Origin of the sequence: Pseudomonas sp. PSE1(2024), assembly GCF_050990555.1 — a bacterium.
GTDB lineage: Bacteria > Pseudomonadota > Gammaproteobacteria > Pseudomonadales > Pseudomonadaceae > Aquipseudomonas > Aquipseudomonas aphyarum.
Genome location: NZ_CP158967.1, coordinates 1243860 through 1266176, shown reverse-complemented (window position 1 = coordinate 1266176; position 22317 = coordinate 1243860). Strand labels below are relative to the sequence as shown.

At 61.3% G+C, this 22317-nt stretch carries 21 protein-coding genes; 5 read left to right on the top strand and 16 right to left on the bottom strand.

Annotated elements, in window-relative coordinates; translation table 11 throughout:
- Positions 1 to 549: 549 nt before the first annotated feature.
- Both ABTV87_RS05540 and ABTV87_RS05535 read right to left on the bottom strand, forming a co-directional pair.
- On the bottom strand, positions 550 to 3618 hold the full coding sequence (locus ABTV87_RS05540) for an efflux RND transporter permease subunit (RefSeq protein ID WP_433899103.1): 3069 nt from the start codon (positions 3616 to 3618) through the stop codon (positions 550 to 552).
- 6 nt (positions 3619 to 3624) lie between these two features.
- Positions 3625 to 4725, bottom strand: coding sequence for an efflux RND transporter periplasmic adaptor subunit (locus ABTV87_RS05535; protein WP_007954740.1), 1101 nt, complete (start codon positions 4723 to 4725; stop codon positions 3625 to 3627).
- A gap of 94 nt (positions 4726 to 4819) precedes the next feature.
- On the opposite strand from ABTV87_RS05535, the gene ABTV87_RS05530 reads away from it, so the two are divergent.
- On the top strand, positions 4820 to 5455 hold the full coding sequence (locus ABTV87_RS05530) for a TetR/AcrR family transcriptional regulator (RefSeq protein WP_085609178.1): 636 nt from the start codon (positions 4820 to 4822) through the stop codon (positions 5453 to 5455).
- Between the two features lie 45 nt (positions 5456 to 5500).
- On the opposite strand, the gene ABTV87_RS05525 is transcribed toward ABTV87_RS05530, so the two are convergent.
- Positions 5501 to 6283: a class I SAM-dependent methyltransferase gene (locus ABTV87_RS05525; protein ID WP_129974048.1), complete on the bottom strand. Its 783-nt coding sequence runs from the start codon at positions 6281 to 6283 to the stop codon at positions 5501 to 5503.
- A 93-nt stretch (positions 6284 to 6376) separates the two neighbouring features.
- Here ABTV87_RS05525 and ABTV87_RS05520 point away from each other — a divergent pair, with 93 nt between their 5' ends.
- Positions 6377 to 6991 carry an energy transducer TonB gene (locus tag ABTV87_RS05520; protein ID WP_179692516.1) on the top strand — a complete coding sequence of 205 codons (615 nt, stop codon included), beginning with the start codon at positions 6377 to 6379 and terminating at the stop codon, positions 6989 to 6991.
- A gap of 4 nt (positions 6992 to 6995) precedes the next feature.
- Here the strand turns inward: ABTV87_RS05520 and ABTV87_RS05515 are convergent, their stop codons facing one another.
- The 7 genes from ABTV87_RS05515 to ppc all read right to left on the bottom strand — a co-directional run bounded on the left by ABTV87_RS05515 (position 6996) and on the right by ppc (position 14307).
- Entirely contained in the window at positions 6996 to 7688 is a 693-nt protein-coding gene (locus tag ABTV87_RS05515) for an extensin-like domain-containing protein (RefSeq protein WP_221532925.1), read from the bottom strand.
- A 2-nt stretch (positions 7689 to 7690) separates the two neighbouring features.
- Positions 7691 to 8512 carry an isocitrate lyase/PEP mutase family protein gene (locus ABTV87_RS05510; protein ID WP_433899102.1) on the bottom strand — a complete coding sequence of 274 codons (822 nt, stop codon included), beginning with the start codon at positions 8510 to 8512 and terminating at the stop codon, positions 7691 to 7693.
- A 32-nt stretch (positions 8513 to 8544) separates the two neighbouring features.
- A complete protein-coding gene (locus ABTV87_RS05505) occupies positions 8545 to 9405 on the bottom strand; it encodes a DUF72 domain-containing protein (RefSeq protein ID WP_085609175.1) in 861 nt (286 codons plus the stop codon).
- The gene (locus ABTV87_RS05500) at positions 9405 to 9713 is read right to left on the bottom strand and encodes a hypothetical protein (protein ID WP_007954720.1); all 309 of its coding nucleotides are present in this window, start codon (positions 9711 to 9713) and stop codon (positions 9405 to 9407) included. Before ABTV87_RS05500 ends, ABTV87_RS05505 begins: the two co-directional genes overlap by 1 nt.
- A gap of 255 nt (positions 9714 to 9968) precedes the next feature.
- Positions 9969 to 10643 (bottom strand): tRNA (adenosine(37)-N6)-threonylcarbamoyltransferase complex dimerization subunit type 1 TsaB, encoded by a 675-nt coding sequence (tsaB, locus tag ABTV87_RS05495; RefSeq protein WP_433899101.1) that lies wholly within the window; start codon positions 10641 to 10643, stop codon positions 9969 to 9971.
- A 94-nt stretch (positions 10644 to 10737) separates the two neighbouring features.
- Positions 10738 to 11388, bottom strand: a complete 651-nt coding sequence (adk, locus tag ABTV87_RS05490; protein ID WP_085609174.1) for an adenylate kinase — start codon at positions 11386 to 11388, stop codon at positions 10738 to 10740.
- A 288-nt stretch (positions 11389 to 11676) separates the two neighbouring features.
- Positions 11677 to 14307 (bottom strand): phosphoenolpyruvate carboxylase, encoded by a 2631-nt coding sequence (ppc, locus tag ABTV87_RS05485; RefSeq protein ID WP_433899100.1) that lies wholly within the window; start codon positions 14305 to 14307, stop codon positions 11677 to 11679.
- A gap of 214 nt (positions 14308 to 14521) precedes the next feature.
- On the opposite strand from ppc, the gene ABTV87_RS05480 reads away from it, so the two are divergent.
- The 3 genes from ABTV87_RS05480 to ABTV87_RS05470 all read left to right on the top strand — a co-directional run bounded on the left by ABTV87_RS05480 (position 14522) and on the right by ABTV87_RS05470 (position 16486).
- Complete coding sequence (locus ABTV87_RS05480) at positions 14522 to 14866, top strand: hypothetical protein (RefSeq protein ID WP_011332654.1); 345 nt, start codon at positions 14522 to 14524, stop codon at positions 14864 to 14866.
- Positions 14867 to 15231: 365 nt separating this feature from the next.
- Entirely contained in the window at positions 15232 to 15636 is a 405-nt protein-coding gene (locus ABTV87_RS05475; RefSeq protein ID WP_007954708.1) for a DUF4398 domain-containing protein, read from the top strand.
- Between the two features lie 55 nt (positions 15637 to 15691).
- Positions 15692 to 16486 carry an OmpA family protein gene (locus ABTV87_RS05470; protein WP_085609173.1) on the top strand — a complete coding sequence of 265 codons (795 nt, stop codon included), beginning with the start codon at positions 15692 to 15694 and terminating at the stop codon, positions 16484 to 16486.
- A 68-nt stretch (positions 16487 to 16554) separates the two neighbouring features.
- Here the strand turns inward: ABTV87_RS05470 and ABTV87_RS05465 are convergent, their stop codons facing one another.
- From ABTV87_RS05465 to lysS, 6 genes are all read right to left on the bottom strand, one after another.
- A complete protein-coding gene (locus tag ABTV87_RS05465; RefSeq protein WP_085609172.1) occupies positions 16555 to 16884 on the bottom strand; it encodes a hypothetical protein in 330 nt (109 codons plus the stop codon).
- Positions 16881 to 17795 (bottom strand): alpha/beta hydrolase, encoded by a 915-nt coding sequence (locus tag ABTV87_RS05460; RefSeq protein WP_127797039.1) that lies wholly within the window; start codon positions 17793 to 17795, stop codon positions 16881 to 16883. Before ABTV87_RS05460 ends, ABTV87_RS05465 begins: the two co-directional genes overlap by 4 nt.
- Before the next feature lie 180 nt (positions 17796 to 17975).
- The gene (locus tag ABTV87_RS05455; protein ID WP_064593712.1) at positions 17976 to 19253 is read right to left on the bottom strand and encodes a flavohemoglobin expression-modulating QEGLA motif protein; all 1278 of its coding nucleotides are present in this window, start codon (positions 19251 to 19253) and stop codon (positions 17976 to 17978) included.
- 33 nt (positions 19254 to 19286) lie between these two features.
- Positions 19287 to 19841 carry a hypothetical protein gene (locus tag ABTV87_RS05450; RefSeq protein WP_102717180.1) on the bottom strand — a complete coding sequence of 185 codons (555 nt, stop codon included), beginning with the start codon at positions 19839 to 19841 and terminating at the stop codon, positions 19287 to 19289.
- 145 nt (positions 19842 to 19986) lie between these two features.
- A complete protein-coding gene (locus ABTV87_RS05445) occupies positions 19987 to 20691 on the bottom strand; it encodes a TetR/AcrR family transcriptional regulator (protein WP_011332647.1) in 705 nt (234 codons plus the stop codon).
- 118 nt (positions 20692 to 20809) lie between these two features.
- Positions 20810 to 22312 (bottom strand): lysine--tRNA ligase, encoded by a 1503-nt coding sequence (gene lysS, locus ABTV87_RS05440; protein ID WP_007954693.1) that lies wholly within the window; start codon positions 22310 to 22312, stop codon positions 20810 to 20812.
- Positions 22313 to 22317 lie beyond the last annotated feature (5 nt).

The following is a 22317-nucleotide window of genomic DNA, read 5'->3' as shown; positions in this document are numbered from 1 at the left end:
CTGAGTACAGCACCGCCAACACAGCGACTCAATATCGGAGCCGTCTGAAAAAAACGTAGGAGACGGCGCAAGGTCCTACAAAGCTGCTTGCTCTAAAAAGAAATAGGTCGGCCCACAGACCGCCATCGCTAGCAGGCTAGCTCCCACAGTTGAAACGTGCTCCCCAAAAATGTGGCATAGCCACCCCACTCAACACGATGAGCGTTAGCTCGAGTAACGCTTTTGACGTGCCGGCCCCTTCGGCCGGCTGAGTGGAGGGATTTATCCGGGGGTAGGCGCGCAGCGCCGTTCGACGAAGTCGAACACATCGAGAGGAGGTGCAGCGAAGCAAACCGGAGGCGATGCCCCCGGATGAATCCCGGAACGAAGGAACCCCGAGCCCCAGCGAGGGGCCGAACGCCGGGGCCCAGCGTTTTGGTTACTTTTGGGCGTCTGCAAAAGTGACCCGCCGTAAGGGCGGAACCATAAGAAGCCGTTACCGCTGCAACGGATATGTACCCAAAACACCCAGAGCCTGGCCGGCCCAAAGGCCGCCACGCTCACAAGGTTTCAGGACTCCTTACGCACCCGGAACCAAGCCGCATACAACGCCGGCAAAAACAAAAGCGTCAAAGCAGTAGCCACAATCAACCCCCCCATAATCGCCACCGCCATCGGCCCAAAAAACACACTGCGTGAAAGCGGAATCATCGCCAACACCGCCGCCAAAGCCGTCAACACAATCGGCCGGAACCGCCGCACGGTCGCCTCGATAATCGCCTGCCAGGGCCTGAGCCCCGCCGCGATATCCTGCTCGATCTGATCCACCAGAATCACCGAGTTACGCATGATCATCCCCGACAGCGCGATCGTGCCGAGCATCGCCACAAACCCGAACGGCTGACGGAACACCAGCAGAAACAGCGTCACCCCGATCAACCCCAAAGGCGCCGTCAGAAACACCATCGCCGTGCGCGAAAAACTGCGCAACTGCACCATCAGCAACGTCAGCACCACGACAATGAACATCGGCACCCCGGCGTTCACCGACTTTTGCCCACGCTCCGAATCCTCCACCGTACCGCCGACATCCAGCAGATAGCCGTCCGGCAATTCAGCACGAATCGGATCAAGCGTCGGCATGATCTGCTTCACCAGCGTCGCCGGTTGCTCCTTGCCGTAAATGTCCGCGCGCACGGTCACGTTCGGGAGGCGATTGCGGTGCCAGATGATGCCTTCCTCGAAGCCATATTCCAGCGTGGCAATCTGCGACAGCGCGACGCTGCGACCGTTGTCGGTCGGCACCGCCAGACTCGGCAGCAACGACAGTTCGGTGCGCTCGTGCACGGTGCCGCGCAGGAGGATTTCGATCAGTTCGTTATCCTCGCGGTACTGGCTGACGCTGGAACCGGTCAGCGAACTCTGGAGGAATTTCGCCAGATTCGCCGTGCTCACACCCAACGCTCGGGCGCGATCCTGATCGATGTTCAGGTACACAACCTTGCTCGGCTCTTCCCAGTCCAGATGCACGTTCACCACATGCGGGTTCTCGCGCACTTTGGCTGCGACTTTCCGGGCCAGTGCACGGACTTCCTCGATGTGCTCGCCGGTGACGCGGAACTGCACCGGGTAACCGACCGGCGGGCCGTTTTCCAGGCGCGTGACCCGCGAGCGCAGGGACGGGAACTGCTCGTTCAACGTGTCGATCAGCCACGTGCGCAGCGCTTCGCGCTCCTCGATGGTTTTCGCCAACACGACGAACTGGGCGAAGCTCGCCGCCGGCAGTTGTTGATCCAACGGCAGGTAGAAACGTGGCGAACCGGTGCCGACGTAAGCGACATAGTTGTCGATGCCGGCGTGATCCTTGAGCATCGCTTCCAGGCGTTTGACTTCGCCCGTGGTATTGGCCAGCGAGGCGCCTTCGGCAAGCTTCAGATCGACCATCAATTCCAGTCGCCCGGAGGCCGGGAAGAACTGCTGCGGCACAAACCGGAACAACGCCACCGACGCCACGAACAGCAGCACGGTGAGCACGATCACAGTTTTGCGCCGACGTACGCACCACTCCACCAGACGCCGCACACGTTGGTAGAACGGCGTGCCATAGGGATCGGTCTGGCCGTCAGCCGTACCGTGTTTGGCTGCATGAATTTTCGCCAGATCCGGCAGGAGCTTTTCCCCCAGATACGGCACGAACACCACGGCCGCCACCCACGATGCGAGCAAGGCGATGGTCACCACCTGGAAGATCGAGCGGGTGTATTCGCCGGTGCCGGACTGCGCCGTGGCAATCGGCAGAAAGCCTGCGGCGGTGATCAGCGTACCGGTGAGCATCGGGAACGCGGTGCTGGTCCAGGCATAACTGGCAGCCTTGATCCGGTCGAAACCCTGCTCCATTTTGATCGCCATCATTTCCACGGCGATGATCGCGTCGTCCACCAGCAAGCCCAGTGCCAGCACCAGCGCGCCGAGGGAAATCTTGTGTAGGCCAATGCCGAGGTAATACATGCAGGCGAAGGTCATCGCCAGCACCAGCGGAATGGTCAGCGCCACCACCATGCCGGTGCGTACGCCGAGGGAGAAGAAACTCACCAGCAGCACGATGGCCAGCGCTTCGACCAGCACCTGAACGAACTCGCCCACGCCGGTTTTTACTGCGGCCGGCTGGTCGGAGACCTTGCGCAACTGCATGCCGGCCGGCAGGTTTTTCTGGATCCGGGCGAATTCGATTTCCAGGGCCTTGCCCAGCACCAGAATGTCGCCGCCGTCCTTCATGGCCACCGCGAGACCGATGGCGTCTTCGCCCATGAAGCGCATGCGCGGAGCCGGAGGATCGTTGAAACCGCGCCGCACGTCAGCGACATCGGAGATGCGGAACGTACGATCACCGACCCGGATCGGGAAGTTCTTGATCTCGTCGACTGTCTGAAAATTCCCCGAGACCCGTAGCTGCAATCGCTCACTGCCGGTTTCGAAGAAGCCGGCGGTGGACACGGCGTTCTGTTCCTCCAACGCCTGCTGCACGGCTGCCAGCGGCAAGCCGAGGGTGGCGAGTTTGACGTTGGACAATTCGACCCAGATCTTCTCGTCCTGCAAACCGAGCAGGTCGACCTTGCCCACATCCTTGACCCGTTGCAGCTGGATCTGGATGCGGTCGGCGTAATCCTTGAGCACCGCGTAGTCGAAGCCGTCACCGGTCAGCGCATAGATATTGCCGAATGTGGTGCCGAACTCATCGTTGAAAAACGGTCCCTGAATCCCCGGCGGCAGGGTCTGGCGAATGTCGCTGACTTTCTTGCGCACCTGATACCAGAGATCCGGAATCTCCACCGAATGCATGGAGTCGCGGGCGATGAACGTGACCTGGGATTCACCGGGGCGCGAGAACGAAACAATCCGCTCGTACTCGCCGGTTTCCATCAGCTTCTTTTCAATGCGCTCGGTGATCTGACGCGAGACTTCCTGCGCCGTGGCGCCCGGCCAGCGGGTCTGGATGACCATCGCCTTGAAGGTGAACGGCGGGTCTTCACTCTGGCCGAGCTTGGTGTAGGACAAGGCGCCGACGATCGCCAGCAAAAGCATCAGGAACAGTACGATCTGGCGATTGCGCAGCGCCCAGGCGGAAAGATTGAAACCCATCGGGGATTACTCCTTGTCCGCCAGATTGACCACGCGGTTGGAGCGATCCACCGGACGCACCTGCTGCCCTTCCAGCAGCACGTGAACGCCGGCGGCGACCACCCAGTCGCTGGCGTTCAGGCCTTCGAGCACCGGCACGGTTTTCTCACCGAACGGGCCGGTGCGCACCGGGGTCTTTTTCAACGTGTTGTTGGCGCTGACGACCCAGACGTAAGTCGCGCCGTTTTCGGCCGTCAGCGCCGAGAGCGGCACCGACAGCGGGATGACATCTGCGGTCTGCACGAAGACCCGCGCGCTCTGGCCCAGTTCTGCCGGGACCTTGCCGGAGGTGAATGAAATGCGTGCGGCGAAGGTGCGGGATTTCGGATCGGCGGCCGGCGACAGCTCGCGGATCTGCCCGGCGAAGCGCTGGTTCTGTTGCGTCCACAGCTCCACCGAGACCGGCTGACCGACCTTGAAGCGGCCGAAACTCTGCTCCGGCAGGCTGATCAGCACTTCCCGCTCGCCATCAGTGGCGAGGGTGAAAACGGTTTGCCCGGCGGCGACCACTTGCCCGACTTCCACCGAACGCTTGGCCACCACGCCATCCTGGGGTGCACGCAGCACGGCGTAACTGGCCTGATTGGTCGAGACGTTGAATTCGGCTTTGATCTGTTTGAGGCGGGCTTCGCCGGAGCGGTAGAGGTTCTCGGCATTGTCGTAGGCCGAGCGGCTGACCATCTGCCGCTCCATCAGGGTCTTGTAGCGATCACGTTCGGCGCGCACCAGGTTCAGGTTGGCTTCGGCGGCCGCGACCTGGGCCCGGGTGGCTTCCAGTTGCAGGCGTACATCCTGCGGATCGAGTTCGGCGAGTGGTTGATCGGCTTTCACGCGCTGGCCTTCCTCGACCAGTCGTCGGCTGACTTTGCCGCCGATGCGGAACGCCAGATCGGGTTCGTAGCGGGCGCGAACCTCGCCCGGATAACTTTCCATCGCCTGCGCCGAAGGCTCTGGCTGCACCACCATGGCCGGTCGCACGCTGACTTGCGTCACCTCTTCCTTGCCACATGCCGACAATAAAAACGCCAGACTGACTGGCACCGCAAAGGACAACGCATGGCGGAACATGGTGAAGGACCTTTCGCTAAGGAGGCTTGGAATAATTATACTGGCCGGTATGTTATTAATAGCAAACTCACCAGTCCAGTATTAAAAGCGAAGAATGTCGAACAATCTTTCCACTCCAAACGGCCCGGGCCGACCGAAGGATCCGGCCAAACGCCAGGCGATTCTCGAGGCGGCGAAAATCCTGTTCCTGAGTCATGGCTATGCCAACACCAGCATGGACGCGGTGGCCGCCGAGGCCGGGGTGTCGAAGCTGACGGTCTACAGCCATTTCAACGACAAGGAGACGCTGTTCTCCGCCGCCGTGGTGGCCAAATGCGAGGAGCAATTGCCGCCGCTGTTCTTCGAATTGCCGGACGGCATCGCGGTGGAAAATGTGTTGCTGAACATTGCGCGAGGGTTTCACCACCTGATCAACAGCGATGAATCGGTGAACCTGCATCGTTTGATCATGGCGCTGGGCAGTCAGGATCCGAAGCTGTCGCTGATCTTCTTCGAGGCCGGCCCGCAGCGCATGGTGCAGGGGATGGAACGGTTGCTGCGGCGGATTCACGAAACCGGCGTGCTGAGCATCGATAACCCGCACAACGCCGCCGAGCACTTCTTTTGCCTGATCAAGGGCGCGGGGAATTTCCGCCTGTTGTACGGCTGCGGTGAGCCGCTGACCGACGAGGCAGCGGAAAGTCATGTGCAGGAAGTGGTCGGGCTGTTCATGCGGGCCTTTCGACCCTGAAAACAAAAATCCCACGCCATGCGTGGGATTTTCTTATGCGACGGCTCAGGCCTTGAGCGCTTTCTTCGGGTAGATGTCATAACGGCTGGATTTGCCATCCAGCGCATGACTCGGTTTCGGCCCTTCGATGCACGGCGCCTTGCGCGGGCGCTTGACCACCACCCGGTGCGTGGCCAGTGCCAACGCCGCTTCCAGCAACGCCGGTGCATCCGGATCATCGCCTACCAGCGGGCGGAACAGGCGCATCTCCTTCTTCACCAGCGCGGTTTTCTCACGATGCGGGAACATCGGATCGAGGTAGATCACCTGCGGCGGCTCGCCCTCCCAGTTGCGCATCACGTCGATGGAGTTGCCCTTGAGCAGCTTCATCCGCGCCACGATCGGCGCCACATCGAAGTCTTCCGCCGCACGGGCCAGACCATCCTCCAGCAAGGCGCCGATCAATGGCTGGCGCTCGATCAGGCTCATCTCGCAGCCGAGACTGGCCAGCACGAACGCATCTTTCCCGAGCCCCGCCGTCGCATCCAGCACCCGAGGACGCACGCCCTGGGCGATGCCGACCGCCTTGGCGATCATCTGCCCGCTGCCGCCGCCGTACAACCGGCGATGGGCCGCGCCACCTTCGACGAAGTCGACCCGCACCGGCCCCGGCGCATCCGGCCCCAGCTGTTGCAGCTGCAAACCCTGCTCGCCGACCTGCAGGGCAAACTCGCCGTCAGCCACCTGCAACGGCAGGTTCAGGCGCTGCGCCCACTGCTCGGCCTGCGCTTCGAACGTCGGGCCGAGGGCCTCGACATGGATGCGGCAGGCCGCGGGTTGCTCAATCATGGAAAACACGCTCAAAAAAGTTAAGGATCGGCAAAATCCGCCGATAACCCAATCAACGCGCATTTTGCCAGAGCTGAGCGTCAACCGAAAAAAATGTCAGGCATTCTTCCCACATCGATTGGCTACATTTCGCCCACAGGCGACTTCAGCCGTCATAACACTCAAGCATTGGGCGGCGTCAGCCACCTGTGGCAGGATTTCTTTGCCCAGGCACTGGCCGAACAATCGAGTGATGTGGTGCCGGCCTGCGGCACTTTCCCGCCGGTTGATCTGCAAAGCCCTGAAGAACCGACCGTCGGCAGCGAACTGCACGCGCACATCATCAGCCAGCGTGAATGCGATGTGGTGGAAACCGAGGTGCGTCCGCCGGAGCCGCTGTTCCTGCCGATCGCCGAAATCGACATGACACTGGCCGAGCCGTACCCTCCGTTCCCGGCAGAAGAAATCAAGACTCAGCAAAAGCAGCAGGATTTCGACAGCAGCTGGGTTCGTCCTGTCGTGATCAACAACGGACAGCCGATTCCGGAACCGGGCCCTGCCCCGCAGAAAAAACCGCTGTACCTGCCGATTGCCGAGTTCGACCTGGACCTGCTGCAGCCTTACCCGCCATTCCCGCCGGAAGAAATCGTCGAGCAGCAGAAAGCCCTGGACTTCGATAACGGCTGGGTGCGCCCAATCGTTCAGCAGAACCTGCGCATCGCCGCCTGATCCCTCAGCGACACACGCTCCAGCGCCCGACATCGACATGAAAGTGATTGCGATGGGCTGTGTTGTAGTCCGGACTCAACACCACACTGAACGCCTCGCAGGCGCCATCGCGCACCTGACGTAGAAACTGCGCGTCCTGATTTTGCTTCGGCCAGTCCTTGAGCACGCTGATCGCACGACCATCCGCCAGGCGGAAGCCGGCGATGTCCAGCGCATCGGCACTGGCATGGCGGCTGAGCGCGCCGCTCTCACGGTTGTAGACGTTTCGGCAGGCGAAGCTGCCGAGGTGATCGACCCGCGCCACTGACTGTCCGTAGGCCTGCTGCGCCGCCGGTTGCAGCGTGTGGTGCTCGAACATCGCAAACGCCACGGCCAACGGGCAACTGGCGAGAAAGCTGCTGCTGAGCCCCACCCCGCCACCCTGCACGCGCAAGGCGCCGATCAACGGGCATTTGGCATCGGGGCTGTCGGCCTGTGGCGAAACCCGCAGGCCGGAGCTGCCCAATGCCTGCTCGCACAAGGCCGGATCGCTGCGCAGGCGCATCAACTTGTAGCCCGTGAGCCAGTTGGGCGTCGCCTGCACGTCCAGCGGTGCCCACGGGTTCCACTGCGGCGGCACATCGAGCCAACCGCGCCAGACGCCGATCAGCCCGCCACCGATGATCAGCAGTCCTGCCAACAGCAGCCAGCGCCCCATGCTCATCCCTTGAAGAATTGATTGGCCTTGGCGTACGGCATCGAGCGGGAGGTAAAGGTGAACGTGCCGGATTGCTGGATCTCTTCAGCCGCGCGGAAAAACTCGCCGAACGCCGCCAGTGCCAGCGCCGAACCGGTGCTGATCCGCTTCACGCCCATTTCTTCGAGCTGCTGCACGGTCAGTTTCAAGCCGCCGGACATCAACACATTGACCGGTTTCGGCGCCACCGCGCGCACCACCGCCAGAACTTCTTCGGCGGTGCGCAGGCCCGGCGCGTACAGCACGTCGGCGCCGGCTTCGGCAAAGGCCTGCAAACGGCGGATGGTGTCGTTGAGATCGGGATTGCCGTGCAGATAGTTTTCCGCACGGGCGGTCAGGGTGAAGGGAAACGGCAAGGTGCGCACCGCAGCGACGGCGGCTTCGATCCGCGCCACGGCGTGTTCGAAGCAGTAGATCGGCGAGTCTTCCCGGCCGGTGGCATCTTCGATCGAGCCACCCACGGCGCCCGCCTCGGCGGCGCGGATCAGACTTTGTGCCGATTCGGCCGGAGCGTCGGCGAAGCCGTTTTCCAGATCCACCGCCACCGGCAGATCGGTGGCCGCGACAATCGCCCGGACATTGGCCAGCGTATCGTCGAGACTCAGGCCGCCATCGGGCTTGCCCTGAGAGAACGCATAACCGGCGCTGGTGGTCGCCAGCGCCTGATAGCCGAGACTGGCGAGCATCTTCGCGGAGCCGGCATCCCATGGATTGGGAATAACGAAAATCCCGGGGCGTTCGTGCAGCGCTTTGAAAGTTTCGGCTTTACGGGCTTGGGCGTCCATCGGCAGGCTCCTGGGCAGGAAAAGAATCCGCCTCAGAGCAGACCAAGTTGCTCGGCGGCGGGTTCTCTGTATAGCTCAGGCAAAGGTCGCAGGCCAGGCAAACGTTGCATCAGTTGTGCGTGAAAACGTTGCGCCAGCTTCGCCGCGAGGAGGTTGTCGGCGGTGTGCAGGAAGATGTACGGCGTGCGGCCCTCTTCGATCCACTCGGCGATCTTCGCCACCCACGGCACCAGGAACGGATCGTTGGCCTCAAGCTCCGGATGGCCGATGAAGCGCACCTGCGGGAATTGCGTGAACGCTGCCGGACGCGTCGGTACGCGGGGCTTTTTCGATTGTGCGTGGATCACCGACGATTCGGTGGACAGACAACTGAACAGCGCGCGCGGATCGAGACAGATGCGCTCAACGCCGCGATCCAGCAACAGCCGGTTGAGCAGTCGCTCACTCTCACCCTTGGCGAAAAACTGTTCGTGGCGCACTTCCACCGCCAGCGGACAATCCAGCGCATCGATGAATGCGGCGAGTTCCGGCAAGCGGTGCGGCGTGAAGCTTTTCGACAGTTGCAGCCACATTGGCGAGACGCGCTCACCGAGCGGCTTGAGTAACTGGAGGAAAGTTTCGGCGGCAGTCAGCTGATCGCGCAAGTCGCCGCTGTGGCTGATGTCACCGGGAAACTTGGCGGTGAAGCGAAAGTGCTCCGGCATCACCTCGGCCCAGCGCTGCACGGTGGCGGGCGACGGGCTGGCGTAGAAGGTCGTGTTGCCTTCAACAGCGTTGAATACTTGTGAATAAAGTCCGAGGAAATCAGAGGTCTTGGCGTCTACCGGATACAGATACTCGCGCCAGGCGTTTTCGCTCCAGGACGGGCAACCGAGGTAGTAAGGCAAATCCATCAGATGTACAGATCGAGGCCCAGCACGTCTGCATCCCAATCGACAAAACCGGCGGTGCTCAGGTAGCTGGCCAGGGCCATGGCCACGCTTTTTTTCATCGCGCGGTGATAAATCATGTCTTGTTGGCGGGCGGGCAGATTGCTCAGGCGTTGCGCGGTGGCTTTGGCGGCACGGGCAGCCAATTGCTCTTCGGTCGGGAATTCCAGCTCGCCGTCGATATCGTCGACGGACTCATCCAGCGCCGGATTGCCTTTGCGAGGCTTGCGCTTGATGGGGTAGGAATGAGTGGAAACGCCGTCTATACGCATAAAGTCATGCTCGGTATCGATGATGGCAATTTAGCGGCACCTGACCGACTTAGCAAATCGCCGAGTGATAACTAGAACACATAAAAGACAAAAGGTTTAAAGCGAGGGGTTAGAAACGGACGATTGGCTTTGTTGAGGCAATCACTGAACTTGTGGGAGCGAGCTTGCTCGCGAAAACATGGATATGGTCACCATTGATGGTGACTGACCCACCGCATTCGCGAGCAAGCTCGCTCCCACAGGATCTCACATGGATCAGCGGGCTTTCGGGGTGGCGACTTTGTCGCGCAGATAAACCGGCTGGGCGTCGTCTGCCGGAATCGCCTCACCGCGTTCCCAGGCAAATCGCGCCAAGGTCAGCAAGTCTTCGGCATGGGGCAGCATGCCGGCATCGGAACCGCTCAGGTTTACAGCGATGCGTTCGCCATAACCCCAGCCAGTGCCAGCACCGAACCAGTCACCCGAAGCATCGTCCGGCAATGCGGCGACTTCCGGCGGCAGCACCGCCTCGGCGCCGACCAGACTCATCTCCCCGGCCGTCTCGCGGTAGCAGCCCCAATACACCTCATCCATCCGCGCATCGATGGCAGCCGCGACCTGGCTCACGCCATGCTCGCGATAAGCCCGTTGCGCCAGCACGGCCAGGTTCGACACCGGCAACACCGGGCGATCCAGTGCAAAGGCCAGGCCCTGCACCACTCCGATGGCAATCCGCACGCCGGTGAAAGCGCCCGGGCCACGGCCGAAAGCGATGGCGTCCACCGCTTGCAGGGTGGTGCCGGCGTCGGCCAGCAGTTGCTGGATCATCGGCAGCAGTTTCTGCGCATGCAGGCGCGGGATCACCTCGTAATGGCTCGTGACCTTGCCGTCATGCAGCAAGGCAACGGAGCAAGCTTCAGTCGCGGTGTCCAGGGCCAGCAAGGTGCTCATCGATGTGTCCGTAAATCAGGTGGGGAAAAAGTGCGCCAGTATAAACAACTACGGCCCGCAAGCGGGCCGTGGATGATGCAGCGGATCAGGTTTTTCAGCTCAGCGCTTCAAGCACCTTGGCGGTGATCGCTTCAACCGAACCGACGCCAGGGATATGGCTGTACTTCGGCTTGCCACCGTTTTTTGCGGACAGGTTCTGGTAGAACTCCACCAGCGGCTTGGTCTGCGAATGGTAGACCGACAGGCGATGACGCACGGTTTCTTCGGTGTCGTCCTTGCGCTGTACCAGCTCTTCGCCGGTGATGTCGTCTTTGCCGGCCAGTTTCGGCGGGTTGTAGACGATGTGGTAAACGCGGCCGCTGGCCTCGTGAACGCGACGACCGGCGATACGCTGAACGATTTCTTCGTCTTCAACGGCGATTTCGACCACGGCGTCCAGCTCGACACCGGCAGTCACCAGCGCTTCAGCCTGAGGAATGGTGCGCGGGAAGCCATCGAACAGGAAACCGTTGGCGCAGTCAGCCTGAGCGATACGGTCCTTGACCAGCGCGATGATCAGGTCATCCGACACCAGGCCGCCGGCATCCATGATGCTCTTGGCCTTGATGCCCAGCTCGGTGCCGGCCTTGACCGCAGCACGCAGCATGTCGCCGGTGGAGATTTGCGGAATGCCGAATTTCTCGGTGATGAACTTAGCCTGAGTACCTTTACCGGCCCCGGGAGCTCCCAGCAGAATGACGCGCATCGATGTGCTCCTCAATTTTTTATATAAAAAACAACGGATTCGCCTCGTGGGGCCAATCTCATAAAACGGGTCGTGGCCGCCCAAACGGCCAAAGGCTGATCAAGATACACAGCAGGCTGCGCCCACACAAGACGCCAAAAGTCGGAGAAACCGGCGCCCGCCGCGACCTTGCGACGCGGTTCCCCAAGTCGCAACCCCATCATTAACTGTCGCCTGACCGCATTTTTCCCACGGCCAATAAACGGCACCCGAGGTTCGCCCGGGGTGCCCCGCCCCACGCAGAAAACCTTAGCCGGTATTTCGCAAACCGGCGGCAATCCCCGCCACAGACACCAGCAACGCCTGTTCCACCGGGCTGCCCTGCTCGACATTCTGCTGCCGTGAACGCGCCAGCAACTCGGCCTGCAATAGATGCAGCGGGTCGAGGTAGGTGTTGCGCAGGCGGATGAATTCCAGGGTGTCTGGGCTATGTGCCAGTAGCTGCGACTGACCGGTCAGGCCGAGGACAACGGAACAGGCCTGCGACAATAGGTCGCGTAAGTGCGCACCCAACGGCAGCAACTCCGGCTCCACCAGACGCTCGTCGTAGGACTGCGCGATATCGGCGTCGGCCTTGGCCAGCACCATCTCCAGCATGTCGATGCGCGTGCGGAAGAACGGCCACTGCTCGCGCATCTGCCCGAGCAATTCGCCTTCGCCGCGTTCCAGCGCTTTGCTCAACGCGGTTTCCCAGCCGAGCCAGGCCGGCAGCATCAGGCGAGTCTGGGTCCAGCCGAAGATCCACGGAATTGCCCGCAGGCTCTCGATGCCCCCCGCACGGCGCTTGGCCGGACGGCTGCCCAATGGCAAGCGGCCCAACTCCTGCTCCGGCGTCGACTGGCGGAAATACTCGACGAACTGCGGATTTTCCCGCACCACCGCACGGTAAGCGGCGACACCGTCGGCGGCCAGTTCATCCATCAGATGCCGCCATTCAGGCGTCGGTGGCGGCGGTGGCAACAGGGTCGCTTCGAGCACGGCAGCCAGATACAGATTGAGGTTTTGTTCAGCGATGTCCGGCAGGCCGAATTTGAATCGAATCATTTCCCCCTGCTCGGTGGTGCGGAAACGTCCGGCCACCGACCCCGGCGGCTGCGACAGAATCGCCGCGTGCGCCGGGCCGCCGCCACGGCCCACGGTGCCACCGCGACCGTGGAACAGCAGCAGTTCGACTTGCTGCTCGCGGCAGATTTCCACCAGCCGTTCCTGCGCCCGGTATTGCGCCCAGGCCGCCGCCGTGGTGCCGGCGTCCTTGGCCGAGTCGGAATAGCCGATCATCACTTCCTGCGGGCCTTGCAGCCGCGCGCGGTAACCCGGCAGCAGCAACAGACGTTCGATCACAGGTCCTGCGTTGTCGAGGTCGGCGAGGGTTTCGAACAGCGGCACCACGCGCATCGGCCGCAGTACGCCGGATTCCTTGAGCAGCAACTGCACCGCGAGCACATCGGAAGCGGCACCGGCCATGGAGATCACGTAGGAGCCCAGCGAAGCGCCCGGCGCGGCGGCGATTTCCTTGCAGGTGGCGAGCACTTCGGCGGTATCGGCCGAGGGTTTGAAATGCGCCGGCAGCAACGGCCGACGGTTTTGCAGTTCGCGAGTCAGGAAGCTGATGCGCTGTTCTTCGTCCCATTCCTCGTATTTGCCGAGGCCGAGGTAATCGGTGATTTCGGTCATGGCCGCGCTGTGGCGGGACGAATCCTGACGCACATCGAGGCGCACCAGGAACAGGCCGAAAGTCACGGCCCGACGCAGGCAATCGAGCAACGGCCCGTCGGCGATCACGCCCATCCCGCATTCGTGCAGCGAGTTGAAACACAGCTCCAGCGGATCGAGCAGGTCGCGATTGTTGTGCAGCACATCCGCCGGGGCCGGCGTAGTAGCGGTCAGCGACGCATGGGCCCAGTTACGCGTGGCGCGCAGCCGTTCGCGCAATTGCTTGAGCACCGCACGATACGGCTCGGCACTGTCGCCGGCCCGAGCCTTGAGCGCTTCGCTGGCCTGCTGCATCGACAGTTCGGCCGCCAGGTGATCGACGTCACGCAGGTACAGATCCGCCGCCATCCAGCGCGCCAGCAAGAGCACTTCGCGGGTCACGGCAGCTGTCACATTCGGGTTGCCGTCACGGTCGCCGCCCATCCACGAAGCGAAGCGGATCGGCGCAGCTTCCAGTGGCAAGCGCAAACCGGTGGCCGCAAACAGCGCCTGATCGGCCTTGCGCATATGATTGGGAATCGCCTGCCACAGCGAGTGTTCGATCACCGCAAAACCCCACTTGGCTTCGTCCACCGGAGTCGGCCGGGTGCGGCGGATTTCTTCGGTGTGCCAGGCTTCGACGATCAAACGTTGCAGGGTGTTGTGGATCTGCTCGCGCTCGGCCGTGGTCAGGTCGCGATGATCCTGAGCCGCCAGTTGCGCGGCAATCGCGTCGTACTTCTGGATCAGCGTGCGGCGGGCCACTTCGGTCGGGTGCGCGGTCAGCACCAGTTCGATTTCCAGCCGCGCCAGTTGCCGGGCCAGGGATTCGGCGCTGTGCCCTTCGTTGCGCAGGCGGGCGAGCAGTTCCGGCAGCACGCGGGATTCGAACGGCGCGGCCTGGGTCTCTTCCCGGCGGTGGATGAGCTGGTACTGCTCGGCGATGTTCGCCAGATTGAGAAACTGGTTGAAGGCCCGCGCCACCGGCAGCAGTTCGTCTTCGCTCAATTGATTGAGGCTGGCGCTGAGTTCGGCGTCCATCGAGCCGCGCCGGTCGGCCTTGGCGCCCTTGCGGATCTGCTCGATCTTATCGAGAAACGCCTCACCGTACTGGTCACGGATGGTGTTGCCCAGCAGCTCACCGAGCAGGTGAACGTCTTCGCGCAAGCGTGCATCAATATCGGTCATCAGCATCTCTCCAGCAGTAATCGGTGACGGATCGCAAGTGAGTGGATGAACAGAGAGTGCCGCTCCGGGACGCTTCTTACAAGCAGACGACGAAGGGACTTTAAACCTTGAGGGTTGAAGCTAGTCTCAACAGTAAGCCGCACAACAGCTTGCCGCCGGCTGACGCCGGACACTCACCAAGACCTGCCATGAGCAGGTGCGACATGAGGTTTTTATGAAAATCCGTGAACTCGCCCAGCATTGGGAAGAAACCGCCAAGGGTCGCCTGACCGATACCGGCTACACGATTCATCTGGATGTGGAAGCTGCCGCACGGCTGGCGGCGATCGCCGAGATGTACCCCAAACGTCACGCCGAAGAATTGCTCGGTGAGTTGATCGGCGCCGCCCTCGAAGAGTTCGAAGCGAGCCTGCCGTATGTGAAAGGTTCGACCGTGGTCGCCACCGACGAGGAAGGCGATCCGCTGTATGAAGATGTCGGCCCGACGCCACGTTTTCTCGCGTTGTCGCGGCGTCATCTGCACGACTTGTCGGCGGCTGCCGGCAAGCAGAAACACTGATCCCTGCCCCTTCAAAACGGTGGGAATGGTTTGCCCTCGATGGCGTCAGTTCAGCCGCAGACGGGTTGAATTTGATGGCCTCATCGCTGGCAAGCCAGCTCCCACAGGGACTGTATTTTCCCTCCGCTTTTACGCCATTTTTCGCCCGCGCGTACCACTCTCCCCCGTCAAAGTTCCCGGTTTAGAGCCTTGTCCACTTGGTCAGAATATTTTTTGGCGATGAGCCATCTTTTCTGAACTTTTGAAAATTGCCTTCGGTCGGAACAGGTAACCACGCCTGGAACGAGCGTTTCAAAACGCACTTGCACATGACGGTTGCGGCTCCGCTACCAGGATGGATTTCGAAGCTTTCAAGGAGTTAACCAATGGAGTTGAAGACCATGAAGACCCAAACCTCGTTTTCCCACCTGCGCGGTCTGAAACTGGCCGCTCTCGCCATCGGCACCAGCTTCGTGCTGGCCGGTTGCGCCGGCAATCCACCGACCGAGCAGTACGCCGTGACTCAATCGGCGGTCAACAGCGCGGTCAGCGCCGGCGGTACCGAATTCGCCGCCGTCGAGATGAAGCAAGCGCAGGACAAACTCAAACAAGCCGAAATCGCCATGCACGACAAGAAGTATGACGAGGCTCGCACATTGTCCGAACAGGCCGAGTGGGACGCACGCGTCGCTGAACGCAAGGCTCAGGCGATGAAAGCCGAACAAGCTGTGAAGGATTCCCAGAAAGGTGTTCAGGAACTGCGTCAGGAAAGTCAGCGCACCGTGCAGTAAGCGCGCATCCCGACCGCAAGGCTGAAACTCTTATCGATAGAAAGGACGAACGATTATGCGTAAACAACTGATGATCCCCGCTCTCCTGGCCGCAAGCGTTGCCCTGGCTGCCTGCTCGACGCCGCCGAACCCGAACCTGGAACAGGCACGCACCAACTACGCTGGCCTGCAGGCCAACCCGCAAGCCAGCAAAGTCGCGGCGCTGGAAACCAAGGATGCCAGTGATTACCTGGACAAGGCCGACAAGGCTTATCTGGACAAGGAAGACCAGCACAAGGTCGACCAACTGGCCTATCTGACCAACCAGCGCGTGGAAGTGGCTAAGCAGACTATTGCCTTACGTACCGCTGAAGCCAATCTGAAGAACGCTGCCGCCCAACGTGCCCAGGCCCGTCTGGATGCTCGCGATCAGCAGATCAAGCAGCTGCAGGACAGCCTCAACGCCAAGCAGACCGATCGCGGTACTTTGGTGACCTTCGGTGACGTGCTGTTCGCCACCAACAAGGCCGACCTGAAATCCAGCGGTCTGGTGAACATCAACAAACTGGCGCAGTTCCTCCAGGAAAACCCTGATCGCAAAGTGATCGTCGAGGGCTACACCGACAGCACCGGCACCGCGAACTACAACCAGTCGCTGTCCGAGCGTCGCGCGACTTCGGTGCAGGTTGCACTGATCAAGATGGGCGTCGATCCGTCGCGCATCGTTGCCCAGGGTTACGGCAAGGAATACCCGGTAGCGGATAACACTTCCGTCTCGGGCCGTGCCATGAACCGTCGGGTGGAAGTGACCATTTCCAACGACAACCAGCCAGTGGTACCGCGTTCGGCCGTGAGCTCGACCACGCACTGATTTGCTGAGCGGTAAATGAAAAGCCCCGCCTGAGTGATCAGGCGGGGCTTTTTTTGTCTGACGCAGATTTACTCTTCGAGCTTCTGCGGCGTCTCCTGGCCCATGCAGCGCACGGCCTTTTTCTGGCTGTTGACCAGCACCCCGGTCAGGCCTTTCTGTTCGGTGTCGAACAGCACCAGCACGCCATCGATGCACTGCGCCACTTGCGGCGCCGGGGTCAGGGAGACTTTGTAGTCTTCGCCGGGAATGGTCTTGAGCATGGTGAATTCGTTGAGCAGCAACGCATCCTCGGGTTTGGCGAAGTGCAGGTAGCCGTAGTACCACAGGGCGCCGACGGTGCCGAGGATGCTGCATATGCCGGTGATGATCAGCGGGATGGCGTTACGTTCTTCACTCATTGCGGACTCTCTGGTGGTTCGTCTTCAGAATTCGGGGGTGTCGGATAATTCGGGATCTCGCCGAGGCGGCGCAGGCCGTTGAAGTGTTCGGGATCGTCAAGGTAGCGCAGCATCACCTGACGCCAGACCGGATCGCCGAAGGTCTGCACATGGCCGCCGCGAGTCAGTTGCAGCACGCGCGGTGGCGGCGCAGCTTGATACAGACGGATGCCGTTGGAAAGGGGCACCAGAGGATCGTCAAGGCTGTGGAAGATCAGTTTCGGCACGCCGTTGAGCTGCGGCATCGCGTTGATCGCACTGTCGCCATCCGGCACCAGCCACGACAGCGGCACCTGAAACGGCCAGGTCAGCCACGAAGTGCTGAGGGCGTATTGGCCGACGCTGCGGTAACTGGCAGGCACACCGTCGAGCACCAGGGCCTTGAGCTGTTTTTGTCTTTCCGGATGTTGCACCAGCCAATGCACGGCCATTGCACCACCCAAGCTCTGGCCGAGCAGGATCAGCGGTTTGCCTTTGACCTCAGGCGCCTTGTCCAGCCAGGCGAAGGCGGCATCGATGTCCTGATAGATCGCCGGCAGGCTCGGTTCGCCCTCGGACAAGCCGTAACCGCGATAGTCCACCAGCAGCACTTGATAGCCGTTTTTCGGCAGCCACCAGCTTCCGCCCAGGTGCATCGGCAGATTGCCGCCGTTGCCGTGCAGATGCAGCACCGTGCCCTTGACCTCGACCCCGGGCTTGGCCGGCAGCCACCAGGCATTCAGCTTGAGACCGTCGGCGGTGGTCAGGGTGACGGTGCGGTATTCGAGTTTGGCCTTTTCCGGGGTGAAGATCTGACCGGGCTCGGGATAGAACAGCAACGAGCTGCAACCGCCGAGGGTCAGGAGCAGGCAAAGGATGCCGAGGATTCTCATCCGGTGAAACCCCGCAAAATTTTGAGTTGGAATTAGATCGTTCCCACGTCGAGGCGTCGAACCGTCCGCGTGGGAATGCCGCCATGGACGCTCCGCGTCCACTGTGACGCGGAGCGTCACGGGATGCATTCCCACGCAGAGCGTGGGAACGATCAACGTGGGAACGATCAATCGGTGTTGTTACAGGATGTTGGAGTAATCCGCCTCGATCCGGTCCAGGCTCAAGTGATTGAGGAAGTTGGAGAAGCACATCCACGCCGACAACGCGTTCATGTCGCGGAACTGGTCCGGCAGGTACTTCGGCGGCACCACCAGGCCCTCGTCCACCAACTGACGCAGGGTTCGCATGTCCTCCAGCGTGGTCTTGCCGCAGAACAACAGCGGGATCTGCTCGAGCTTGCCCTTGCGCACGGCCAACTGAATGTAGTTGTAAACCATGATGAAGCCCTTGAGGTAGGACAAGTCTTTGGTGAATGGCAGACCGGTCGGCGTCGATCCACGGAAAACCCGACTGGCGTTGCCGTAGCTTTCCGCCATCTCGAAACCCTGCTCGCGGAAGAACTCGAAGATCTGCAGGAAGTCCGCGCCCTCCTCGACCATATGAATGGCGCGGGTGCGGTTAGTCAGTTTGCGCAATCGGCTCGGGTAGGAGGCGAAGGTGATGATTTCCATCAGGATCGCCAGACCTTCCTGCGTCACCGTCGACGAGGGCGGGCCCTTGGACAGGAAGGTGCAGATCGGCTGGTTCAAACCGTTGAGCGTGGTGCCGACATGCACCAGGCCTTCGTGGACTTCCAACGCGCGCACGTCGCGGTCGTTGAACATCGCGTCAGTGCGGATCTTGATGTAGTCGGCGCCCGCCGCCGCGTCGGCGACGATCCCGTCGGACTCGAACACGCGGATGGTTTCCTCGGCCTCGCCGAACACCTTGTTCAGCCGGGTTTGCAGCAGGTGCACGGCGTCCTTGGCGGTGAGGATCTTCGGTTCGTCCTTCAGGTCGCCACGACCGTCGATGTTGTTCAGGTAGTCGGACATCATCAGGCCGAGGTCGGCCAGGGTCGGGTCACCGGCGTGGAACGCATCGGACGCGGCGCCGTACAGTTCCTGGGAAATCAGGCCGAAATCCTCGGTGCCGCGCGCTTCGAGCATGCGCACCACCATCCGGTATTCCTTGCACATGCGACGCATGATCTGGCCGACCGGGTTGAACTGGCCGAGCTGACGGGTGATGTCGCGCTCGATGTTCTGGAACTCCAGTTTGACCTTGCTCGAATCGAAGGACAGCGGCCGGTTGAGGTAGTAGTCGCGATCCACCGCCGGCAATTCCTTGCCCTTGGCCTTGAGGAAACCCTTGCGGATGTTCTCGTCCCACTTGACCGCGTCGAGCACGCGGATCGGCGTCTGCGCCAGCACTATGCGATCGGACAGAATGCGTATCGTCTGCTGGTAATCGTCCACCCGAAACTCCTGTAGAAAACGTGACGAACTGAATTATTTGGCTTTGGCCTGATGCTGATAGCGCGCCGCTTCGACGAAAACGTCGGAATTGGCCGGGTCGTCGAGGTAAGCAAAGACCTTTTCAAGCGGGCTGTCGACCTGCACGCCCTCGCCGTCATCGGTCTGGAAGCCCTGGCCGTCGAGGGTCTTCTGGGCGATGGCCTGGTTGATCTGTTCGAGGTCGAGGTTGTAGATCACCAGTTCGCGCTTGTCGGTGATCTCGAAGCCGGCGATGGTGAAGTGCCCGCCGTATTGCGCCGGCACCTTCGCCGACAGATACCAGCGGTTGCCGTGGCGCGACACCGTGAACGGATAGGCTTCACGCTCGCGGGGTTTGGCTTTGAAGTACGCAACCGCCTGATAGCGATCGTTGCCCAGGCGCGTCAGCTCCAGATTCATCGGCTCGCCCCAGGCATTGGTGCTCGACCATTGGCCGAGCAGGCCCTTGGGTGCCGGTTCACTGGCGGGCAGCGGCTCCTTGAAGGTCACCAGACATCCGCTGAGCAGCAGGAACGACAAGGCGATCAGCACGCCACGCCAGGCTTTCATTCGACACTCCCTTGAACACCCGTTTCTTCTGATCGTTCCTACGCTCCGCGTGGGAATGCATACAGTGACGCTCTGCGTCACAGTGGACGCGGAGCGTCCATGGCGGCATTCCCACGCAGAGCGTGGGAACGATCAGGGTCGAGAATTACACCGACGCGAGTACCAGGTGCATATAGCGCGTCAGAATGCCGAGCATGTCCTCTTCAGCCAAAGGCTCGGCGTCGTTGAGCAGGCCCTGATATTCCATCCGTCCGATAATCGCCGTCAACACCTTGGCATCCTGCTGCGGCTCGCGCGAGCCCAATACCTGGAACAACTGGCAGGTGCCCTGCAACAGAATCTGCTGATGGGAACGCACCAGTTCCGCCAGACGCGGGTTGAGCAGTGCTTCCTGACGGAACGCCTGTTCGGCCATCAAATGCTCGCGCCGGTTGACCAGTTGCCGGTGCACGTAGTCGGCCATCAACCGGGCGATATCGTCCGCCAGTTGCGAACGCGACTCCGGACTGCCGTCACCGCTGACCACCATCTCGCGCAGCAGGCCTTCGTTGTTGATCCACAGCTTGGCCATATAGGCTGCGCTGCGTTCGACGTACTGGGCGAAGGTATCGGTCAGCAGGTCATCGATGTCCTTGAAGTAATACGTGGTGGCCGACAGCGGCACACCGGCCTCGGCCGCCACCGCACGGTGACGCACGGCGCGCACGCCGTCACGCACGACAATGCGCATCGCCGCATCGAGAATGTCCTGTCGACGCTGTTCACTGCCCTGCCGGCTGGCCTTGCGGCCCTGGTACTGAACACTTTCAGCGACCGCAGTGGCGATTCCCGCTGCACCCTCTTGAGCCATTGCACCGATCACGACAGGCATACCTCTGTTGTTTTCTTCAAAATTAACCATTTGATACGTTTGTACCAGACAGGCAATAAAAAGCCGCCCATTTCAGGCGGCTTTTTCATTGAAACACTTACGCTTGTGGCCGCATGTGCGGGAACAGGATCACGTCGCGGATCGACGGGGAGTTGGTCAGCAGCATCACCAGACGGTCGATGCCGATACCTTCGCCGGCCGTTGGCGGCATGCCGTACTCCAGCGCACGAACGAAGTCGGCGTCGTAGTGCATGGCTTCGTCGTCGCCGGCGTCCTTGTCGGCCACCTGCGCCATGAAGCGCTCGGCCTGGTCTTCCGCGTCGTTCAGCTCGGAGTAGGCGTTGGCGATTTCACGGCCGCCGATGAACAGCTCGAAGCGGTCGGTGACGTTAGGGTTGTCATCGTTGCGACGGGCCAGCGGCGACACTTCGAACGGGTACTGGGTAATGAAGTGCGGCTGTTCCAGCTTGTGCTCGACCAGCTCTTCGAAAATCATCACCTGCAGCTTGCCCAGACCTTCGAAGCCCAGCACCTTGGCGCCGGCCTTCTTGGCGATGGCGCGAGCCTTGTCGATGTCGTTCAGGTCATCGGCGGTCAGCTCAGGGTTGTACTTGAGGATCGAGTCGAACACCGACAGGCGCACGAACGGCTCGCCGAAGTGGAACACCTTGTCGCCGTACGGCACGTCGGTGCTGCCCAGAACCAGCTGCGCCAGTTCGCGGAACAGTTCTTCGGTCAGGTCCATGTTGTCTTCGTAGTCGGCGTACGCCTGGTAGAACTCCAACATGGTGAATTCAGGGTTGTGACGAGTCGAAACGCCTTCGTTACGGAAGTTGCGGTTGATCTCGAACACTTTTTCGAAACCGCCAACCACCAGACGCTTGAGGTACAGCTCCGGCGCGATACGCAGGAACATTTCCATGTCCAGCGCGTTGTGGTGGGTTTCGAACGGTTTGGCTGCGGCGCCGCCAGGAATGGTCTGCAGCATCGGCGTTTCGACTTCGAGGAAGTCGCGCTTCATCAGGAAGCTGCGGATGTGCGCGATCACTTGCGAACGGACGCGGAAAGTCTGACGCACGTCTTCGTTGACGATCAGGTCAACGTAGCGCTGACGGTAGCGCTGTTCGGTGTCGGTCAGGCCGTGGTGCTTGTCCGGCAGCGGGCGCAGGGATTTGGTCAGCAGGCGCACGCTGGTCATCTCGACGTACAGGTCGCCCTTGCCGGAACGGGCCAGGGTGCCTTCGGCGGCGATGATGTCGCCCATGTCCCAGGTTTTCACCGCGGCCAGGGTTTCTTCGGACAGGGTCTTGCGGTTGACGTAGACCTGGATGCGACCGGTCATGTCCTGGATCACCATGAACGAGCCACGGTTGAGCATGATGCGACCTGCAACCTTGACCGGGATCGCAGCCTCTGCCAGCTCTTCCTTGGTCTTGTCCGCGTACTGTTTCTGCAGTGCTTCGCAGTAGTTTTCGCGGCGGAAGTCGTTCGGGAAGGCATTGCCCTTGGCGCGCTCGGCAGCAAGCTTTTCCTTGCGCAGGGCGATCAGGGAGTTTTCTTCCTGTTGCAGGGCTTGCGGGTCGAGTTGTTGGTCGCTCATGTCTT

What these genes read in the sequence shown, in the direction of transcription:
- ABTV87_RS05540 (WP_433899103.1), bottom strand. Translation starts at nt 3,618, where the DNA reads ATGGGTTTCAATCTTTCCGCCTGGGCGCTGCGCAATCGCCAGATCGTA.
- ABTV87_RS05535 (WP_007954740.1), bottom strand. Translation starts at nt 4,725, where the DNA reads ATGTTCCGCCATGCGTTGTCCTTTGCGGTGCCAGTCAGTCTGGCGTTT.
- ABTV87_RS05530 (WP_085609178.1), top strand. Translation starts at nt 4,820, where the DNA reads ATGTCGAACAATCTTTCCACTCCAAACGGCCCGGGCCGACCGAAGGAT.
- ABTV87_RS05525 (WP_129974048.1), bottom strand. Translation starts at nt 6,283, where the DNA reads ATGATTGAGCAACCCGCGGCCTGCCGCATCCATGTCGAGGCCCTCGGC.
- ABTV87_RS05520 (WP_179692516.1), top strand. Translation starts at nt 6,377, where the DNA reads ATGTCAGGCATTCTTCCCACATCGATTGGCTACATTTCGCCCACAGGC.
- ABTV87_RS05515 (WP_221532925.1), bottom strand. Translation starts at nt 7,688, where the DNA reads ATGGGGCGCTGGCTGCTGTTGGCAGGACTGCTGATCATCGGTGGCGGG.
- ABTV87_RS05510 (WP_433899102.1), bottom strand. Translation starts at nt 8,512, where the DNA reads ATGGACGCCCAAGCCCGTAAAGCCGAAACTTTCAAAGCGCTGCACGAA.
- ABTV87_RS05505 (WP_085609175.1), bottom strand. Translation starts at nt 9,405, where the DNA reads ATGGATTTGCCTTACTACCTCGGTTGCCCGTCCTGGAGCGAAAACGCC.
- ABTV87_RS05500 (WP_007954720.1), bottom strand. Translation starts at nt 9,713, where the DNA reads ATGCGTATAGACGGCGTTTCCACTCATTCCTACCCCATCAAGCGCAAG.
- tsaB (WP_433899101.1), bottom strand. Translation starts at nt 10,643, where the DNA reads ATGAGCACCTTGCTGGCCCTGGACACCGCGACTGAAGCTTGCTCCGTT.
- adk (WP_085609174.1), bottom strand. Translation starts at nt 11,388, where the DNA reads ATGCGCGTCATTCTGCTGGGAGCTCCCGGGGCCGGTAAAGGTACTCAG.
- ppc (WP_433899100.1), bottom strand. Translation starts at nt 14,307, where the DNA reads ATGACCGATATTGATGCACGCTTGCGCGAAGACGTTCACCTGCTCGGT.
- ABTV87_RS05480 (WP_011332654.1), top strand. Translation starts at nt 14,522, where the DNA reads ATGAAAATCCGTGAACTCGCCCAGCATTGGGAAGAAACCGCCAAGGGT.
- ABTV87_RS05475 (WP_007954708.1), top strand. Translation starts at nt 15,232, where the DNA reads ATGGAGTTGAAGACCATGAAGACCCAAACCTCGTTTTCCCACCTGCGC.
- ABTV87_RS05470 (WP_085609173.1), top strand. Translation starts at nt 15,692, where the DNA reads ATGCGTAAACAACTGATGATCCCCGCTCTCCTGGCCGCAAGCGTTGCC.
- ABTV87_RS05465 (WP_085609172.1), bottom strand. Translation starts at nt 16,884, where the DNA reads ATGAGTGAAGAACGTAACGCCATCCCGCTGATCATCACCGGCATATGC.
- ABTV87_RS05460 (WP_127797039.1), bottom strand. Translation starts at nt 17,795, where the DNA reads ATGAGAATCCTCGGCATCCTTTGCCTGCTCCTGACCCTCGGCGGTTGC.
- ABTV87_RS05450 (WP_102717180.1), bottom strand. Translation starts at nt 19,841, where the DNA reads ATGAAAGCCTGGCGTGGCGTGCTGATCGCCTTGTCGTTCCTGCTGCTC.
- ABTV87_RS05445 (WP_011332647.1), bottom strand. Translation starts at nt 20,691, where the DNA reads ATGGCTCAAGAGGGTGCAGCGGGAATCGCCACTGCGGTCGCTGAAAGT.
- lysS (WP_007954693.1), bottom strand. Translation starts at nt 22,312, where the DNA reads ATGAGCGACCAACAACTCGACCCGCAAGCCCTGCAACAGGAAGAAAAC.